Source organism: Dawidia cretensis, assembly GCF_018598175.1.
Classification (GTDB): Bacteria; Bacteroidota; Bacteroidia; order Cytophagales; family Cyclobacteriaceae; genus Ohtaekwangia; species Ohtaekwangia cretensis.
Genome location: NZ_JAHESE010000046.1, coordinates 22,343 through 42,215, shown reverse-complemented (window position 1 = coordinate 42,215; position 19,873 = coordinate 22,343). Strand labels below are relative to the sequence as shown.

Annotated in this window: 14 protein-coding genes; 10 read left to right on the top strand and 4 right to left on the bottom strand. The window is 53.4% G+C overall.

Translation table 11 applies throughout. The features are described from left to right. Positions 1-74: 74 nt before the first annotated feature. From msrB to KK062_RS27295, 4 genes are all read right to left on the bottom strand, one after another. Positions 75-596 carry a peptide-methionine (R)-S-oxide reductase MsrB gene (msrB, locus tag KK062_RS27315; protein WP_254087562.1) on the bottom strand — a complete coding sequence of 174 codons (522 nt, stop codon included), beginning with the start codon at positions 594-596 and terminating at the stop codon, positions 75-77. 39 nt (positions 597-635) lie between these two features. Next, positions 636-1,088 carry a thioredoxin family protein gene (locus KK062_RS27310; protein ID WP_254087561.1) on the bottom strand — a complete coding sequence of 151 codons (453 nt, stop codon included), beginning with the start codon at positions 1,086-1,088 and terminating at the stop codon, positions 636-638. A gap of 24 nt (positions 1,089-1,112) precedes the next feature. Further along, positions 1,113-1,685 carry a peroxiredoxin gene (locus KK062_RS27305; protein WP_254087560.1) on the bottom strand — a complete coding sequence of 191 codons (573 nt, stop codon included), beginning with the start codon at positions 1,683-1,685 and terminating at the stop codon, positions 1,113-1,115. 494 nt (positions 1,686-2,179) lie between these two features. Then, a complete protein-coding gene (locus KK062_RS27295) occupies positions 2,180-3,661 on the bottom strand; it encodes a hypothetical protein (protein ID WP_254087559.1) in 1,482 nt (493 codons plus the stop codon). Positions 3,662-3,843: 182 nt separating this feature from the next. On the opposite strand from KK062_RS27295, the gene rbsK reads away from it, so the two are divergent. From rbsK to KK062_RS27245, 10 genes are all read left to right on the top strand, one after another. After that, positions 3,844-4,770 carry a ribokinase gene (gene rbsK / locus KK062_RS27290; RefSeq protein WP_254087558.1) on the top strand — a complete coding sequence of 309 codons (927 nt, stop codon included), beginning with the start codon at positions 3,844-3,846 and terminating at the stop codon, positions 4,768-4,770. A gap of 19 nt (positions 4,771-4,789) precedes the next feature. Continuing rightward, complete coding sequence (locus KK062_RS27285) at positions 4,790-5,788, top strand: GRP family sugar transporter (protein ID WP_254087557.1); 999 nt, start codon at positions 4,790-4,792, stop codon at positions 5,786-5,788. A 38-nt stretch (positions 5,789-5,826) separates the two neighbouring features. Further along, a complete protein-coding gene (locus tag KK062_RS27280) occupies positions 5,827-6,609 on the top strand; it encodes a PIG-L deacetylase family protein (RefSeq protein ID WP_254087556.1) in 783 nt (260 codons plus the stop codon). A gap of 193 nt (positions 6,610-6,802) precedes the next feature. Next, positions 6,803-8,782 carry an alpha-amylase family glycosyl hydrolase gene (locus KK062_RS27275; RefSeq protein ID WP_254087555.1) on the top strand — a complete coding sequence of 660 codons (1,980 nt, stop codon included), beginning with the start codon at positions 6,803-6,805 and terminating at the stop codon, positions 8,780-8,782. Positions 8,783-9,078: 296 nt separating this feature from the next. Next, positions 9,079-12,093 (top strand): SusC/RagA family TonB-linked outer membrane protein, encoded by a 3,015-nt coding sequence (locus KK062_RS27270; RefSeq protein WP_254087554.1) that lies wholly within the window; start codon positions 9,079-9,081, stop codon positions 12,091-12,093. A gap of 17 nt (positions 12,094-12,110) precedes the next feature. Beyond that, positions 12,111-13,637 carry a RagB/SusD family nutrient uptake outer membrane protein gene (locus KK062_RS27265; RefSeq protein ID WP_254087553.1) on the top strand — a complete coding sequence of 509 codons (1,527 nt, stop codon included), beginning with the start codon at positions 12,111-12,113 and terminating at the stop codon, positions 13,635-13,637. Positions 13,638-13,654: 17 nt separating this feature from the next. Beyond that, positions 13,655-15,841, top strand: a complete 2,187-nt coding sequence (locus KK062_RS27260) for an outer membrane protein assembly factor BamB family protein (RefSeq protein WP_254087552.1) — start codon at positions 13,655-13,657, stop codon at positions 15,839-15,841. Beyond that, positions 15,838-16,743 carry a sugar phosphate isomerase/epimerase family protein gene (locus KK062_RS27255; RefSeq protein WP_254087551.1) on the top strand — a complete coding sequence of 302 codons (906 nt, stop codon included), beginning with the start codon at positions 15,838-15,840 and terminating at the stop codon, positions 16,741-16,743. Before KK062_RS27260 ends, KK062_RS27255 begins: the two co-directional genes overlap by 4 nt. A gap of 26 nt (positions 16,744-16,769) precedes the next feature. Further along, positions 16,770-18,464 (top strand): GMC oxidoreductase, encoded by a 1,695-nt coding sequence (locus tag KK062_RS27250; protein WP_438836542.1) that lies wholly within the window; start codon positions 16,770-16,772, stop codon positions 18,462-18,464. After that, positions 18,461-19,432 carry a nucleoside hydrolase gene (locus tag KK062_RS27245; protein WP_254087550.1) on the top strand — a complete coding sequence of 324 codons (972 nt, stop codon included), beginning with the start codon at positions 18,461-18,463 and terminating at the stop codon, positions 19,430-19,432. Before KK062_RS27250 ends, KK062_RS27245 begins: the two co-directional genes overlap by 4 nt. The last annotated feature ends 441 nt before the right edge of the window (positions 19,433-19,873 follow it).

The following is a 19,873-nucleotide window of genomic DNA, read 5'->3' as shown; positions in this document are numbered from 1 at the left end:
AAAGTGCCCGAGTTCCGTGTTGTCAAAGTTTCACTTAAGGTAAACTGCTGGGAAAAGGGGGTTCGCCAGTGGTCTTAGGGCTTTTTGGCATCCGGCTCAAAGTCCAGTGAAATGGAATTCATGCAAAACCGCTTATGGGTAGGCGGTGGCCCGTCGTCAAAAATGTGGCCGAGATGGGAATCGCAGCGACCACATAACACCTCCGTTCGATGCATACCCTCTGAATCATCCGACTGGTAGCGAACGGCTGTTACCCGGCCTGGCTCGTAGAAACTGGGCCAACCACAGCTGCTGGCAAACTTGGCATCAGACCGGAACAACATATTACCGCAAACAGCACAATAGTATGTACCCCGGAGTGTGCTCTTCCAATATTTTCCGGTGAACGGGCGCTCCGTATCTTTTTCCCGTGCAACAGCATACAGATCGGCGGAAAGTACCTTTTTCCACGCTGTATCGCTTACCTGCAACCGGATCGTATCTGTAGTTGAATACCACGGATTGTTCTCGTGACCACGGGCTGATTTTTCATTTTGGGCGAAGCCGTTTAATGCGATCAGCAGCAGCATGGCAGCATATATAATTCTCTTTGTCATGATTGATTTGTCTTTGAATATCACCGCTGTCCGGGTAAGTTATTTTTCGGATATTTCCTGTGCGAATTCCATCAGTCCTTCGCCGTCGACATAACCCGTGTGGTTGGCGAGCACCTTTCCATTCTCATCAATAAAAAGCAGCGTGGGTAAACCTTCGATCTGCCAGCGTTTCGCAAGATCAATCCCTTCTCCTTTTGCGACATCTACGCTGTAATTGATAAAATGCTTATTGAAATATGCCGCTGCTTTAGCGTCCTTAAAGGTAGTTCTTTGCAATTCTTTACAGGGCCCGCACCAGGTAGCAAAAGCATCAACAAATACCATTCTATGAGTGGTCTTAGCCTCCGCTAACACTCCCGCATAGGTCTTCGTGGTAAACTTGATTTCCGGATCTGAAGCCATTTGCTGCGCATCCGTCTGAAAGGAGTAGAGCATAACAAAGAGTATTGAGAAAACCGCCGGCAGACGATAGTTTAACAATTGACTTTTCATTTGATGAGTAATTGAAATTTCGAGCTACTTTCCGTTCAGGTACGCCAGAACCTGTTTAGAATGTTCATCACCTTTCATAAAATCCCGGAAGCTATATGCCACGGTGCCGTCCAGGCCGATAACGAATGTTTCACGACCGCTTACCTTCACGTTGTTCCCAAAGTCCTGCTCTCTTACCTTGAATAGTTTCAATACTTTGTTATCCGGATCACTTAATAAGGTGAAAGGCAGATGCTCTTTTTCGGCAAAGGCCTTGTGGCTGGCCGCCGTGCCATTATTAATACCGATCACCAGCGCATTGGCTTCCGTATATTTAGCATACGCATCGCGAAATGCACAAGCTTCTTTCGTACAAACCGGGCTTTCGTCTTTAGGATAAAAGAAAATAACCAGTTTCTTTTTACCAACGTATTTGCCAAGCTTGAACGGCTTACCGTCCTGATCCATCAGCGTAAAGTCAGGCACCTGATCGCCCTGTTTCAACGTCGTAGTCTCGGCGGGTGCATCCTGTGCTGCTACCGGGTTGTTGCTAAGGCCAAGGCACGCGCTTACCGCGATGAGGCCGATCCATAGTTTTTTATTGAAGATTGCTTTCATAAGGATTTTGAAAAGTTGACAATTGATTTACCGCATCAAAGGTCTGTGAAACCCTCACGCTGAATTTTCACTTAAGTGAAAATCGATGCGTTTTAGTGATGAAATATGTGTTGCCGGCGCATAAATACGCCGAACAAATTAGGCTACGACAAAAGTAGATTCGGCTAATTCCGCTGGCCTGGATACACTCCAATTTTGTACAACAAAAACACAAAAATGGAAATTCGCAGAAGGCAGAACGTTATAACGCTTACACTAATCTTAAACATGTTTAGTGTTTTATCAGTCGCTCAGTCAATTGGAAACTTAAAGGGTAGAATTATTGAGCAATCCACCAAACAAACCCATTACATCCCCAATCGTTTAGTAAATTCTTCAAGACAAAAACCAATCTTTCACCTTTGGAATTCAGGCAGTCTTTTAATTAACGGAACCGGTTTGTTGGCCGGCTGACTATGATTTTCTTTTGTTTCTGCGCGTGCATAGATCGCTCATCATTTTTTTGCTCCAAAAGACGATAGAGGCTTTACCCGATCGTACCACTCCGCCAAAGCGAGTTCGTTGATGAGTTGCCGCTCGAACGGATTTTGCTGAAGCGCATGGAGTTGATCGTTGAATTCCGGAAAACTTCGGGCAGCGATCCATTTTTTCAAAAAGCTCAGCATTAATTGTTCAACACCGAAAAGTTTACGATCACTCTTCAATTTTCTTTCTGCTGCCCGCAACGCATACTGCAGGTAATCGACATTGTTTAAAAGCGTGTTGACCATTAGGTTGAGGATTTGAAACATACTTTGCTGCGCTTGGCTCATGGCACTGGTTAGTTGGTTCAGCGCTATATTAATAAGCTTCAACGCGGCCGAGTAATCTTTCACGCCTACCAATATCCTGGCACCCGCAAAAAGAAGTTGCGCGTGCATGTGCAGCGGCAGTTGAGACGCTTCGCGCTGCCAGCGTTCCTCGAATGTCTTCATGTGCATCAAGCCCTCGTCGAAAAGTCGACGATCGGCGAAAACGTTTAATTCATGTTCCAGCGTTTTATAGGTTAAGACAACGTTCAAGCCGCCACCTTCTTCGTGCAATGACTGCAGTCGCTGCAGGAAGAACTGCATGTCTTCGTAGCGCTGCATTTGCCGTAGGTCGTACAACACGCCGTCCAGCAAGTGAAAGTAATATAGCGGTGCGCCTTTCCAAAGCTCGTGGTTTTGCTGGAAGAGCGCATCAAGATCATAGAACACCGGAAGGCTGCCTTCCGGATTGCCCGTCATCTGAAAGTATATTGACTGAAAGTGGAGGTGAAGTTGTTGAAGCTCGAAAGGCTTCCTGCCAGGGCCGTTCAAAAGCTGATATTCCTCCAGCAGAAGATCATTCAAACGCGTTGCCTCCTGTTGACTGCGAACCATACCGTTCCGCCAGTAGCGCAAGAGCAAGATTTCATAGAGCGTGGAGTGCTGTTCGATTTTGGTTTGCTGCTCCAGGAGTTCGGTGATCCTCTTTTGTTTTTCCAACAGCTCGAACTCGTCGAGGCCCTCGAAATGCGAGCGCACCAGGTACTGTAGCTCCTGGCGCGCAGCCAGCACATAATACATAAACTTTTCACGCTGCAGCGCCAGGGTCTTCGTCTTCTCGAGCTGATCGAAGCTCAGCTTTAGAAGGCCCCGGTTATATAGAAGGCGGCTATCCTGTAGCAGATTGCTCAGGCGTGTTTCCACATCTTTTTCCGTGTCAAATTGCCGCAGACTTTTCATCAGCACGCGGTATAAGTGCTTGCGTGCCGGCTCGACCGTCTGCCCGGGAAAGCTCTTGCGTACTTCATTCGCCAGATCGTCGTCGGGCATCGTATGCTTTTCGAGGATCGTAAACAACGTCAAATAGCTCTTCTCGCCCTTCTGTAGCTCCGAGACCATTTTAAAATAGCGCTTCTCCGATTTGCTCATGGCCTGCACGATGGAGAATACTTCAACGATAGCGTTCATACAGTAGGATTGGCTAAGATGAACAAAAGATACGCGCAAAAATCACTTACGGGCTAGCAAAAGGCGGCTTTTTATATGTTCGGTCCGATCTTAGGAATATTGAATTGCCAAAAGAATGGCATGCGAAAGTCGTCGGCTTCCAATAGCTTAGCAAACGATTGAGGTAAAAATCCACCTAACCTATGCCTGTACCGATTTATGTTATAGGAAGCTCAAACACCGACCTGGTTGTAAAAACAGAGCGTCTGCCCAAGCCTGGCGAAACTGTTTTGGGCGGCACCTTCCTGATGAACCCCGGCGGTAAAGGTGCCAACCAGGCGGTGACGGCCGCACGCCTGGGCAGCCACGTGACCTTCGTTGCCAAGGTCGGCAGCGATATTTTCGGCAAGCAGGCCATGCAGCAATTTCAGCGCGAGAATATCGGAACCACGTTTATCACTACCGACACCGAGCATCCCTCCGGAGTTGCGCTCATTGGTGTAGACGCCAGTGGCCAGAACAATATCATCGTCGCGCCAGGCGCCAATAGCCACCTCGATATTCGCATAGTAGAGCAGGCCTTGGAGCGCGTCGAAGGTGCAGCCATCGTGCTGTTGCAGCTGGAGATTCCCATCCACATCGTCGAGTTTGCAATTGAGCGCTGCGCTGCCAAAGGGCTTACTGTCATTTTAAATCCAGCCCCGGTACAGGCATTGCACGAGCAGGTGCTGAGACACCTGCACATTATCACGCCTAACGAATTTGAAGCCGGCATGCTCACCGGCATCGAGGTTGTCGACGTGACAACAGCCGAGCAGGCCGCACAAAAGTTGCAAGCCCTGGGTGTCGCTAACGTCGTGATCACATTGGGTGCGAAAGGGGCCTACCTGCGGTCAGGCACCAAAGGCAAGCTGATCGCCGCGCCTCCCGTGACGGCCGTCGACACCACGGCCGCGGGCGACTGTTTTAACGGTGCCCTGGCCGTAGCATTGTCCGAAGGCGTGGCATTGGAGGAAGCCGTCACGTTCGCCTGCAAGGCGGCCTCGATTTCCGTCACCCGCATGGGCGCGCAATCGTCCATACCATACCGCAAAGAGGTAAATGAGATATCGCTACTTTCGGTATTGTAACCAAACCTAAGTGATTGTTATGTTCATCGTACAGGATTATTCACTCGCCGTATTCTTTTGTATTGTCACTATGCTCTGCTGGGGCTCGTGGGGAAATACACAGAAGCTCGCAGCCGGCTCGTGGCGCTTTGAATTGTTTTATTGGGACTACGTCCTCGGCATTGTGCTCTTCGCATTGCTGTCAGCCATAACGTTAGGCAGTGCTGGCACCAGCGGCCGCGGCTTCGTGGACGATATGCTCCAGGCGGACGGCGCCAACATCGGCTCGGCTCTGATTGGGGGCGTGGTGTTCAATGCCGCAAATATTTTATTGGGCGCCGCGATCGCTATTGCCGGCATGTCGGTGGCATTTCCCGTCGGTATAGGCCTGGCGCTGGTCATCGGCGTAATCGTGAACTATACCTTGTCACCGGTAGGAGAGGAGCGTCTTCTTTTTGGCGGCGTGGCACTTATCGTGGTCGCCATATTGCTGAATGCGTACGCATACCGCAAGAAGATGGCCGGCACAGCCGGTGGTCTTTCCACCAAGGGCCTCCTGCTTTCGATCGTCAGCGGTGCCCTGATGGGTCTGTTCTATAAATATGTGGCCGCGTCGATGTTCCCGGATTTCACTACACCGCTTCCCGGCAAGCTCAGCCCCTATACCGCCGTGGTTTTCTTCGCCATCGGAATCTTCCTGAGCAACATCGTCTTTAACTCGCTGCTCATGCGTTTCCCCTTTGCAGGCAAGCCGGTTACGTACGGTGCCTATTTCGACGGCACCTTGCGCAATCACTTGACAGGAATTGCCGGCGGGGTCATCTGGTGCATCGGCATGTCCTTCAGCATCATTGCCTCGGGTGCGGCGGGCCCTGCCATATCCTATGGGCTCGGACAAGGCGCCACGGTTATTGCTGCCCTCTGGGGCATCTTCATCTGGAAGGAATTTAAGCAGGCGCCCCGGGGTACAAACAATATCCTGACCGTCATGCTGCTGTTGTTCGTGATCGGCCTCGGACTTATCATTTTCGCGCGGTAGCACATCGTTCGTCAATATTAGCAAAGCATTTTTAATCTATGGACAAGACATCGAACGGACGCCGAAAGTTTATGAAAAGCTCACTGGCGGGTGTAGGCCTTCTCAGCCTACCGCAACTGGTATACGGCAGTGCGGAGCAGTCCGGTAAAAAGAAGATCGTCGTGGTCGGCGGTCATCCCGACGACCCGGAGTGCGGCACCGGGGGCACCGTGCCATTACTCATCAAGGCCGGCCACGAAGTAACACTCCTGTACTTTACCAATGGTGACGAAGGCATAGAAGATAAAACCCACGAAGAGGCCGCCGCCATCCGTAAGAAAGAATGCGAGGCCGCCTGCAAGATTCTCGGCGCCAAACCGCTTTTCTTCAACCAGATTGACGGCGAAAGCGTGATTAATAATCTGGAAATGGCGCGCTTTCAAAAACTGCTGTGGGCCGAGAAGCCGCACGTTGTTTTTTGTCACTGGCCCATCGACTCTCATAAAGACCACCAGCTCTCGAGCGTGCTCACTATGCAGGCATGGATGGAAGCACCCGTGCCCTTTGCGCTATACTTCTACGAGGTGTGCATGGGATACCAGTCCTTCCTCTTTCACCCCACCGACTACGTCGACATCAGCGAAACGCAAGCGCTGAAATGGAAAGCGCTGGCCTGTCACGCCAGCCAGAAAATCATCGGTGCTGACGGAAAATATACCCAGATGATGCACGACTGCGGCCATCCGTCCATGGAAGATTTCCGGGGGAAAGAGCTCGGGGTGCAGGCCGCCGAAGCGTTCATACGCATGACAGGCCGTGGCATGGGCAAGCTCATCCTCTAATAACGACATCATGAAACGATCCGATAAAATGACCCGGCGAAAAGCACTCAAATCAGGATATAAAATGGGAGCTCCCTGGGCGAATTAATGGTCGACACCATTACCGGCAAGAAAGAAGTACTCAAGAAATTTGCGTTGGCCCGCCTGCTCGGCTGATGTGTAACGATCGAAGATAATGTATAGAAAGCTCTTTTTGATAACCCTAAGTTGGCTCATCGCTACGCCGCTGGTGGCAGCATCCATTGTACTCAACAAACGAGACGCCGAAGTATGGTTGCCACAGCAAGCATTGACCGGCTCACTGATTGATCTGGATGTGCCAACAGTGCGGATTGTACAGGCCGATACCAGCTTCAGCGTCTCAGTCGTGAACCGACGTTTTTCATTCAACGTATCACTGTCGCCAGGCGCGAATAGCATCCATGCCGAGGCAATGGTAAATGGCGAGGTCATGTCCTCCGGTGCAGTGACATTGACATTAATGTATACGCCAGTTCCATTGGTAAAGCTGCGGGCAAAGGCACAGGGCGATAACATCCTGCTGTCGGTCGACGTCGTGGAAAATCCGCAGGGCAGGGCATTGCGCTATTACTGGTGCGCGCACGCCCAAAACCCCGCCGTGGTAAAGCTGAGCAATTCGTCCGCAGCGACACCAAGCGCACGTATTCCGGCGACGCGTGGGCGCTATACTTTTAGCCTGGCCGTTATTGCCGGTGGCGACTCTACCTGGTATCAGACGTACGTGGTGCGCGATGCGCAAGGGGTGCATGCGTTCGCCCCCGATACCGACGTCCCGGCCTGGATGCAGTACGCCGTGGTATATGAAGTAACACCCCATCGGTTTGTGGCCCACGGCACCTTTCGCGACATTACCGCCAAACTGCCCGAGCTGAAGACGCTTGGCATCAATACACTTTGGCTACAACCTATCTTCCAGACTCACCAGATCGGACAGGGCTACGACGTGACCAATTACCTGGCCTTACGCAGCGACCTCGGCAGCGAGCAGGATTTCCGCACGCTGGTGCACACGGCCAAACAGCAGGGTATCCGGGTCATGCTCGACATCGTGCCCAATCACACATCTATACACCACCCGTATGCCGCGGATTATGCCGCCTGGGGCGACCGCTCGCATTACGCGAGATTCTATCAGCACACCTTTGACGGTGCCCCTTATGCGTCATTTTATCACAAGGATGAGCAGGGTTTTGTATACTACTTCTGGAAAGACCTCGTCAACCTGGACTATAGCAATGAAGAGGTGCAACGGTGGATGATCGAGGTCTGCAAATACTGGCTTCGGGCGTACGACGTCGACGGCTATCGGTTTGATGCCGTCTGGGGAGTTATTTCCCGGCAACCCGGGTTTGCGCAACGCTTGCGCACGGAGCTCAAAAGTATCAAACCCGATTTCCTGCTGCTGGCGGAAGATAAAGCCGCGGATGCGAATGTATATGCCGCGGGATTCGACGCCGCATACGACTGGACCGCCGATACCACGTGGGTGTCGCAATGGTCGTGGCAGTATGAATACCATGACCGCGAAAGCCGCACAGTGTTTAATCATCCCTCTACCGAGAAACGTGTGACGCTGCTTCGCGACGCCTTGTTTAACAACGGCGACCCTACCGCCGCACGGCTGCGCTTTCTCGAGAACAATGACCTGCCGCGGTTTATACGAGGACATAATCTTGCGCAGACGCGCATGGCGGCCGCGTTGCTCTTTGCCTTACCGGGCATGCCCATGCTTTATAACGGTCAGGAAATGGGTTACCCGAAACATCCCTATAGCGGCGGCGACCTGTTCCGACGCGAGCAAACCATCCGCTCGCTCGATACCACGGGACTCTACGACCACTACCGCCAGCTCATCGCCTTGCGTGCCGCTCACCCGGCACTAACCGGCAACAACCTGGTCCTGCAACATCAGGCGCCACAACAGGGCGTGCTGGTCTTGCACCGTTGGGCAGGGCAGGAGCATATTATAGTTTTGCTGAACCTCGGTGACACCGCTACAACCGTTCCGGTCGATGCGATCTTGCCACCAGGCACTAAAAAGCGGTTGACCGCAATTGACCTCCTGACGGGCGAGCGCCTAAAGCTTCAAACGGGCCGCCAGACCACCGTTCGCGCCAACGCGCATTCCGGACGTTGGATTCTACTCAAATAGCCATTCCCGCACACCTCCTGATTTGTACAATCGTCGATAACGTTTGCGCAATGGTTGGCATTAGCTGAATCACACAGCAGAGTTAACTGTTTTGACAACCATTTTAACCTGTTTTAACGGTATAATACGAATTCATACTTGGTTTGGATTGTCCAGACAGGCGTTAAGTTGGTTGGAATAGCGGGTGGAATTTTACCAATATTACAAGTGTTCGGAATCGATTGCAGCTCTTTCCTGCTAATTGTCCCGGGCACCTAAGCTGTGATTAAAACTTAACCAACTATAATCCAAAACCTATGGAGATTACTACGATTTACAGGGAGAGAACCCGGTGGTACTTCGCGGCCATGTTCCTGGTGTTGCTCGCATCGGGGGGATGGGCATCTGCGCAAAGTATTACTGTAGCAGGTGCCGTTACCGACGACCTGGGCGAAACGCTGCCAGGCGTCAACATCGTCGTTAAAGGTACTACCACCGGTGTTACCACCGAGAGCAATGGTAAGTATTCGATCACAGTTGATGCGGCCAGTACGCTGGTGTATAGCTTCCTCGGTTTTATGCCCACCGAAGAGGTGATTAATAATCGCACCGTCATCAACGTCGTGCTCACGCCCGACATTCAGACGCTCAATGAAATTGTGGTAGTCGGTTATGGCACGCAAAAACGCGAAACCATCACCGGCTCGATCGCGTCGGTAAAATCGGCCGACTTCAACGCCGGTCAGATCAACGATCCGATCACACTCATTTCCGGTAAAGTTGCCGGCCTGGCCGTCAGCAACTCCAGCCGTTCTGACCCGAACGCCACGGCAGACTTCTCGCTTCGCGGTCCCGCGACGGTAGAAGGTAATTCGCGCCCGCTGATCGTCATCGACGGTATCCCTGGCGGTGACCTGCAAACCATCGCCCCCGGCGACATTGCTTCGATCGATGTTTTAAAGGACGGCTCCGCTGCGGCCATCTATGGGTCGCGTGCTACTGCGGGCGTTATTTTGATCACAACCAAGAAGGGCGTGGCCGGCAAGCCCAAGCTAAACTATACTGGCTATGTCACGACCGACCTCGTGGCTAAAAAGTATGACATGCTCAATGCTGCCGAATACCGCGCGTTGGGCGAGGAATATGGCTTTGCCGTAGACGATGCCGGTGCGGACACCGACTGGTTCGACGAAGTCACCCGCACGCCCATCAGCCATTCGCACAACCTGTCGCTGAGCGGAGGCAATGACAAGACGACGTATTACGCATCGCTTAACTATCGCGACATGCAAGGCATCGACCTGGTGGCCGATCGCGAGTTTATCAACGGCACCTTCCGCCTCACGACAAAAGCCCTGAACGACAAGCTCGATTTCTCGCTCATGCTGGTCAACTCATTCGAGAATAAGACCTACGCCAACTACGGGGCTATTGCGCAGTCGCTCAACATGAATCCGACCTTCCCCGTGCGCAACCCCGACGGAACCTTCTACCAGCGGCCAGACATCCAGTTCGGTCTGCAGTGGAACCCGGTGGCCAGCACACGCCAGAATTATAACAGCAGTAAAGAGAAGAAATTCCTCAGCACGCTGAACGCCGCATACCATCTTACTTCCGACCTCACAGCGGCAGTGTCATACTCCATGATCCGCAACGACGCGCTTAGTGGGTCATATGCCAGCCGGGAGGACTTTTTCCAGATGCGCGACGGCGTAGGCGGTCTCGCCTCGCGCGCGCAAGCGAACATGTCCAGCAATGTGCTGGAGACAACCTTGAACTATAGCCGCAACATCGGCAATCACAACATCGACGTTGTGGGCGGCTATTCATATCAAAACATCTTCAACGAGGGCTTCAGCGGTGGCAACAACAACTTCAGCACCGACGCATTCCGTTACTACAACCTGGGCGCCGGCACCGCGCTCAACAACCTCACGCCGAACTTTAACCGCTCCGGCGTGTTCCTTTCAAGCTACGGAGACGAGCGCTCGCTGGTAGCCTACTTCGGCCGCGTGATCTATGACTTCCAGGAGAAATATCTCGCCTCTGTCAGCGTGCGTCGCGAAGGGGCTTCCGTCTTGGGACACGATAATAAATGGGGCACATTCTTCGGCGTCTCGGGTGGCTGGGTTATCAGCAAAGAAAGCTTCCTGGAAGGCTCTACGCTCTTCACCAACCTGAAGCTCCGCGCCGGCTATGGCGTCACGGGTAATCAGGAGAGCCTCTCGCCCTATCAGTCGCTGGCCACCATCAGCCCCTTCGGCGGCGGGCTGCAAAATGGCTACTACAATGGGAACTGGATCCAACCGTATGGCCCCTCGATCAACGCCAATCCCGACCTGAAGTGGGAAACCAAAAAGGAGTTTAACGCTGGTATCGACTTCGCGTTCTTCGAGAGTGGCTGGTTAAGCGGTAGCCTGGATTATTACAACCGCCGCATTGAAGACCTCGTGGGGAATTATACCGCCCAGGTGCCGTCTGAAGTCAATCCGACCATCTTCGCTAACGCCGGTGAAATGGTCAATGAAGGCTTCGAGCTGGCGTTGAACGCGCAGGTGGCGCGCAATAACAACTTTCACTGGAATGTTATACTCACCGGTGCCTATAACCGTAATGAGATCAAATCCGTCAGTAGCGACCAGTTTTTTGGCACTGCCCACGACATCACACGCGTAACGGAAGGCAACACCATCCAGCGGCTTGCGCCAGGCCAGCCCGTGGCGGTTTTCTACGGACGCGAGTTTGCAGGCCTGACCGAAGACGGCCAGTGGCTATTCCGCAACAAGGCCGGCGACGCCGTGCCGGCTGCCGACATTACCATTGACGACTTTACATACCTGGGCAACAGCATTCCCAAGTACAGCCTCGGCCTGACCAATACCTTTAACATCGGCAAGTTCGACGCATCCATCCTTTTGCGCGGCGCCTTCGGTTTCAAAGCCGTAAACGCCAAGCGCATGTTTCATGAGAATCTAACCTACTATGCGCGTAATAACTTCTTCACTTCGGTCACCGACGACCGCGTCATGGATGCACCCACTTTCTCGAGTTATTACCTGGAGAACGGCGCCTATATGAAGGTCGATAACATTACCGTTGGCTATACATTGCCTATGGCGAACAGCAACTACGTGCAGAGCATCCGCTTTTACGTAACCGGTGCAAACCTGTTGACTGTGACCGGTTTCTCGGGCACAGACCCCGAGCTTGGCGTGAACTACTATGCCGCTGACCCGAATGCCGAAACAAGTGACGGCCCCGGAGTAGAGTCGAATTACTCGTACTATCCCAACACCCGCAGCCTAACGGCAGGCATCAGCCTCAGCTTTTAACCTTTATGCTACAACGTATGAAAAAGATATATCGTAACTTCCTCGGATCGCTGCTGGCGACGGCCCTTGTAGGGATGTCAGGCTGCGACCTCGACGAGAAAATATACAGCACGGAAACGTCCGAAAACTTTTACCAAAATGCCGACCAGGTCATGGGCGCCTTCATGATGCCCTATAGCTTCATGCAGACGCACGTATACCAAACCCACTTTGCGTTGCAAGAGTTTACAACCGACGAAGCGGTAGTGCCCGCCCGCTATGGATATGTAGACCAGGAAGGCGCATGGGTACGCTTTCACCAGCACACCTGGACGCCCAGCGATCAATGGATCCTACTCGAATGGCAGAACCTGTTCCAGACCATCGGCTATTGCAATTACTTCATCGACGGTATTCAAGATGTAAACCTCGACGGTATGAACGTGCCGCTCAGTAAAGAGCGCATGATTGCCGAAGTCCGCATGGTGCGCGCCTTGCATTATTACTGGGCCTTCAGCGACTTCCGCGAAATCCCGCTTGTCGAGCATGTGGGTGAGGCCAGCCCCGCCAAACGCTCATCCGCGGAGGTATTCGCCTTTATTGAAACCGAGATCAAGGAAAGCATCGGAGACCTGCCGGAGAAAGGCGACGAAGACGCTTACGGTCACTTCACAAAGGGTGCCGCCCAGGCATTGCTGGCCAAACTTTATCTGAACGCCCAGGCATGGACCGGCCAGGCGCGCTGGGATGATTGCATCGCCGCGTGCGATGCGATCATTGCCGGCAGCTACACGCTTGATGAAAATTGGAACGATCCGTTCCTCATCCAGAATGAAAACAGCCAGGAAAATATTTATGTCGTTCCCTTCGATGCGGCCAATGCCCAGCAGTTCAATTTCCTGGAGCAAAATCTGCACGAAAACATCCTCATCCAGAAATATGGCGTGACCTACTATGCCTGGCACAAGATCAGCACGCAGGAATCGTTTTTCGACCTGTATCAGGAAGAAGACGCCCGTATCAATCAATGGGTGGTCGGTGAACAGAGGTATATCGACGAAAACGGCGATGAGCAGGATGTGCTCACGTGGGAAGGTGAGCCAATGACCGTCACGCCCTATATCGACATGCTCATTAACTACGATGGCGGCGAAGCGCAAGGCGTCATGAACATCAAGTACGAGATCGAGCACGGCGGCCTGTCCAACATGAACAATGACATGGTCATCTTCCGCCTGGCCGACATCCTGTACATGAAAGCCGAGGCGCTCATGCGCCAGAACAGCAACGCTGCCACCCAGGAAGCTGTAGACCTGGTCAACAGCGTGCGCGTACGAAACTTCGACGATCCTGCTGACGCGGAATATACTACCGGCACGCTCACGATGGACGAGCTCCTCAACGAGCGTGGCCGCGAGCTTGCCTATGAAATGCACCGCCGCGAAGACATGATCCGCTTTGGTCACTTCACCGACGAGTGGTGGGAGAAATCTGAGTCTGACGCGTCACGCGCCGTGTTTCCTATACCGCTCAATGTCGTCACCGCAAACCCGAACCTGAAATAAAAAACTGAATCGTGCACATGATCTTGAATGTATCCCTTCGTCGTCGCCTGAGCAGTGTGCTCGCGCTAGCTTGCCTGCTCGCATGTGGAAAGAAAGGCGACGACGCCTTTTCCGGCTGGTCTATCGTCGGGGGAAACCCGTCCGGCAATAAATACTCGTCGCTCGCGCAGATCGATACCTCCAACGTCACACAACTACAGGTGGCGTGGGAGTATCACGCCGGTGATGCCGATACCGCGGCGCACTCGCAAATCCAGTGCAATCCTATCATCGTTGACGGCGTGCTTTTCGGCACCTCGCCCAAGCTCAAGCTGTTTGCCGTCGATGCCGCCACGGGCCAGGAGAAGTGGGCGTTTATACCCTTCGATACCATCGAAGGCGATAAAGCAGGTCACTTTAACCTGAACAACAATCGCGGCGTAACCTACTGGAGCGATGGCAAAGACGACAAACGCATCTTCTACACCGTCGGCCCTTTTCTGCACGCCGTCAATGCTACCACCGGCAAGCTGATCACCAGCTTCGGCCAGGATGGTAAAGTCGATCTGCACACCGGTCTTGGCGAGGCCTTCGAGGATCTTTTCATTACGCACACCTCGGCACCCTCCGTCTACAAAGATTTGCTCCTGACCGGCACGCGTGTCTCCGAAGCCATGGACGCCGCACCTGGCCACATCCGGGCCTTCGATGTGCGCACCGGCGAGATGAAATGGATCTTCCATACCATACCGCAACCCGGCGAGCCCGGCCACGAAACGTGGGACGACCCCGAGGCCTATACGCTGACTGGCGGCGGCAATAACTGGATGGGCATGACCATCGACCCGACCCGCGGCATTGCCTATGTCCCGACGGGCTCAGCCTCCATGGACTTCTACGGCGGCAAGCGCACCGGCTCCAATCTTTATACCGACTGCCTGCTGGCGCTCGACGCTAACACGGGCAAACGCCTCTGGCACTTCCAGTATATACACCATAACACGTGGGACTGGGATCCGTCGTCCTATCCCGTGCTGCTCACGGTAAACCACGGCGGTAAAAAGATCGACGCGGTCGCGCAAACCACGAAGACCGGGTTTGTCTTTGTCTTCGACCGGGAAACAGGCAAACCACTTTTTGACGTAGTAGAAACACCGGTAGATACCGCCACGCAGCTCGCCGGTGAGAAGCTCTGGCCGACACAGCCCATTCCGCAGAAACCTGCTCCGTTTGTACGGCAGACGTTTACAGAAAAAGAAATCAATCCGTACCTGTCGCAGGTTGATCAGCAAGCCATTCGCGATCAATTGAAATATCTGCATACAGGTAAGCTGTTCACCCCCCAGTCTAAAGACGGTACCATCATCTTCCCGGGCTTCGACGGCGGCGCGGAGTGGGGTGGGCCCGCGGTCGATCCGACCACGGGCATACTCTATGTCAACGCCAACGAGATGCCGTGGATCCTGGAGATGTGGGATGCGGAAGAATCCGAGGAACTGGAGAACTACGGCACTGCCGGCATCCGCCTCTATAAACAACATTGCATGGCGTGTCACGGCGCCAACCGGCAAGGTGGAGGCAATTATCCGTCGCTGCTGGAAGTGAGCAAGAAGTATACACCCGCTACACTCGTCGAGTTTGTCAATGCCGGCCGCCGCATGATGCCCGGCTTTCAGCATCTCAGCACCGAAGAAAAGAATGCGATCGCGACATTCTTGCTCGATTTAAAGGACGATCAGAAGAAGAAATATGAGCGCCAGCTTTCACCCGAGGAAAAATTCCGGAAGCTGCCGTATAATATCTCAGGGTATAACAAATTTGTGACGAAAGAAGGATTGCCGGCCATTGCACCGCCCTGGGGTACACTCACGGCAATCGACCTGAACACCGGCGAACATTTGTGGAAGAAAGTATTGGGTGAGGATGAGAAGATGAAAGCCATGGGTGCAGAAACAACCGGCACTGAAAATTATGGCGGACCCGTGGTCACGCAAGGCGGCCTGCTGTTTATCGGTGCCACGAAGGACGGTAAGTTCCGCGCCTTCAACAAACGTACCGGTGACCTGCTGTGGGAAACGAAATTGCCTGCAGCGGGCTTCGCGACACCGGCTACCTATTCCGTTAACGGCAAACAATATATCGTCATTGCATGCGGCGGCGGTAAGCTTGGCACCACATCGGCTGACTCGTACATAGCGTTTGCATTACCCGATCCAAAGAAATGAAGCAGTCCGTAACGCGCCGGAATTTTATTCGCACGTCTGCTGCTTTGGCCGGCGCCGGCCTGGCCTGCGCATGGCTGCCGGGTTGTAGCGACCCCTATATGAAGGTTCCGGTATATGGCCACCTGTGGGTATATGCCAGCCGGTTTCCGCCCGACTGGGACTGCACCTCCATCCTGGCCGAAGTGTTCAGCGACTTTCACTATGCCGGTATCCAGGGCGTGGAGGTAATGGAGTCATTGCTTCGTAATCCCTCGTTTGTCACACGTGCAAAAGAGCTCGTCAGCCAGTATGAAATCCCGGTCACGGGCACGTCGTACTACGGTGACTTCTGGTCACGCGACGAGCACACGCGGTTGCTGGAAGACATCGAGTTTGTGGTCGCCCGGCTAGAGCAAGCCGGCGGTACTATGTTCGGCATCACCGTCGGCGACGCCGAGCACCGCAAGACCGAAGACGAGCTCGATGCGCAGGCCGACCTGCTCAAAAAGGTGATGAAGGTCTGCGCAAAGCATAACGTCGAGCCTAACATACATAATCATTCCTTCGAGGTGGCCGACGGCCTGCACGATCTCAAGGGTATCTTAGCGCGTGTGCCGGATATAAAGCTAGGCCCCGACCTGAGCTGGCTGGCACGTGCCGGCGTTGATCCGGTGGCGTTTGTACGCACGTATGGCAAGCAGATGGTATACCTGCACATCCGCGACCAGGGACGCGACAACTTGTTCACAGAAGCAGTGGGCGAGGGCCTGATCGATTTCGCGGGCGTATCCGATGCGCTGCGTGAAATAAACTATAACGGCCGGGCGGCCATCGAGCTGGCATACGAAAAAGAGCCTACACGGTCGCCGCGCGAAAACTGGAAGAAAAGCCGTGACTATGTCAGAACGACCTTTGGTTGGTAACAAACAGAAAAGGAATTGTGGAGTCCGTGAATGTAAATAGTATAGGTAAGGTAGCCAGCACGTTCGACGCGATCGTGATAGGCTCGGGTATGAGCGGAGGCTGGGCGGCGAAAGAACTGTGCGAGAAAGGCCTCCGCACGCTCGTACTTGAGCGCGGCCGTAATGTCGAGCACATCAAGGACTATACCACGGCCACCAAAGATCCCTGGGAGCTGCCCCACCGGGGACAGCTATCGGCAGCCATGCGTGAAGAAAATCCCATTGTGAGTAAGTGCTATGCATTCAACGAGGCCACGGAGCATTTTTTTGTAAAAGACCGCGAGCATCCCTATGAGCAGGTAAAACCGTTCAGCTGGATCCGCGGTTACCAGGTAGGAGGGAAGTCATTGCTCTGGGCCCGTTGGACCCAGCGCTGGAGCGACCTGGACTTCACCGCCAACGCCCGTGAAGGCATTGCCATCGACTGGCCCATCCGCTACGCAGACATTGCCCCCTGGTATAGCTACGTGGAGAAGTTCGTCGGCATCGCCGGCAATCGCGACGGCATTCCGCATTTGCCCGACGGCGAGTTCCTGCCGCCCATGGACATGAACTGCATCGAGCAGCATTTAAAAAAATCGATCGAAAGCACCTTTCCCGACCGCAAGCTGATCATCTCCCGCACCGCCAATCTCACAAAGGCAATAGGCAACCGCGGCCCCTGCCAGGCACGCGACCTGTGCAGCCGCGGCTGTCCCTTCAGCGGCTACTTCAGCAGCAACTCCGCCACCCTGCCCGCCGCGCGGGCAACCGGTAATCTCACGCTGCGGCCCCACGCCGTTGTACATTCCATTATTTATGACGATGCCACGCAAAAAGCTAAAGGCGTCCGCGTCATCGATGCGCTCACACACGAAACCACTGACTACTTTGCCCGCATCATCTTTGTCAATGCCGGTACACTCAACACCACGCTGCTGTTCCTGAACTCCACCTCGTCGCGTTTCCCCAACGGCTTCGGCAACGACAGCGGCGTGCTCGGTCACTACCTGATGGATCATAACTACCGCGCCCGGTTTGAAGGGTCGCACGACGGCTACCAGGACCAATATTATTCCGGCAGGCGGCCCACCGGGGTATATATACCGCGCTTTCGTAACGTCGGCAACGACAAACAAAAGAGCTTCCTTCGTGGCTATGCCATCGCCGCGGGCGGCTCCCGTCGCCAGGGTAGCGTCGATGGTGACATGTTGGGTATACAATTGAAAGAAGCCATGCAGAAGCCTGGTGTGTGGGACCTCTGGATGAACGGCATGGGGGAGTGCTTGCCGTACCGCGACAACAAAGTGACGCTGTCACCCGATCAAAAAGATGCCTGGGGCATCCCGCAGCTAAAGATTGACTGCGAGTATAAAACTAATGAGCTGGAAATGCTCAAAGACATTCTGGCGACGGGCGCCGAAATGCTCGAGAACGCAGGCTTCAAAAACGTCGAAGCATACGACGACGGCGCAACGCCTGGCTTAGGCATTCACGAAATGGGCACCGCCCGAATGGGGCGCGACCCAAAGACTTCCGTCCTGAACGCCCACAACCAGGTATGGGGCGCACGAAACGTATTCGTCACCGACGGCGCCTGCATGACCTCCAACGCCTGCCAAAACCCTTCGCTCACGTACATGGCGCTAACCGCACGCGCTGTAGACTACGCCATAAGCGAACTAAAGAAAATGAACCTGTGAGAAAGATCATCATCACCATCCTGGCTGCGGCCGCATACTGTTTCGCCTTTGCGCAGCAAAAACCCGTTCGCGTCATCTTCGACACCGACATGGGCCCTGATTATGACGACGTTGGAGCCATCACCCTGCTACACGCCATGGCCGACAAAGGAGAAGCGACGATCTTAGCCACCATCGCGAGCACACGCTACGAAGGAGTAGCCGGAGTGCTAAACGTACTGAACACATACTTCAGACGCCCTGACTTGCCGATCGGCGTACCGAAAGGGGCGGCCGTGGAAACAAAAGATTTTCAGCACTGGTCAGACACATTACTGGCCAACTATCCGCACGCGCTAAAATCAAACAGCGAAGCTCCTGACGCCGTAGCATTATACCGCAAGCTTCTGAACCAACAACCGGACAACAGTGTAACGATCATTACCGTAGGCTTTCTGACGAATATTGCCAACCTGTTGCAATCGCCGCCCGACGAGCATTCGAAACTCAATGGAACAGATCTTGTTCGCAAAAAAGTAACCCAGATGGTCAGCATGGCAGGTAAATTTCCCGAAGGGCTGGAGTTTAACATTGAAGAAGACGCCAAAGCAGCCCGCTATGCGTTTGAGCATTTTCCTCGACCGGTTATCTATAGCGGTTATGAGATCGGCGCGCAGATAAAGTCTGGCTTGCCATTGGTGAAGAACGACGATATTCGCCATAGCCCGGTCAAAGACGTCTTTCGTATCGGTATCTCCGCTGCCGAAGAAGATAGGCAGGGCCGCATGAGTTGGGACCAAACCGCAGTATTAGTGGCCATCCGCGGGCACAGGCCCTGGTATACTCTTAAGCCGGGAAAGATCGTCCTTGACGACCAGGGGAACAACCGTTGGGACGGAGGTGGAAATACACAATACTATTTGATTCCTGCCGTGTTACCGCTAACAATGGAGCAGATTATTAATGCGCTAATGCAACATCGGCCATGAGCCATCCCTTTTATAGAATTTGAGTCAGCGCTGTTAGAGCGGATATAGGAGGTTTCGGATTCTGTCGTCCCGACCTTTTTTACTTCCGCCTAAATTGCTGTCTGGTATAGGCTGTTTCCTGCTATTTAGTTGGTTTTATTTTCGTGTGTTGCTTCGGTCAGTACTTGACATTTGCTCCTTTGCTCCAGGTATCTACATGCTAATGGTTCAAGCATCTGATAAAATCGAAATGCTGAAGATTGTCAAAGAGTAGATAATGGTGGTGATGCGGCGAACACTCAGCTGAAGTTATACAACAAACAGCCGGAGCTGTGATGTCCATGCAGCAAAATACGGGACAATATTGCTCTTAAAGGATTTACACGCCTGCTAGACTAGGTTCGATGTCCACTTCACTACTCGCAAAAAGCCAGTAAACTGTTAAAATTTGCAGGCTTTTTT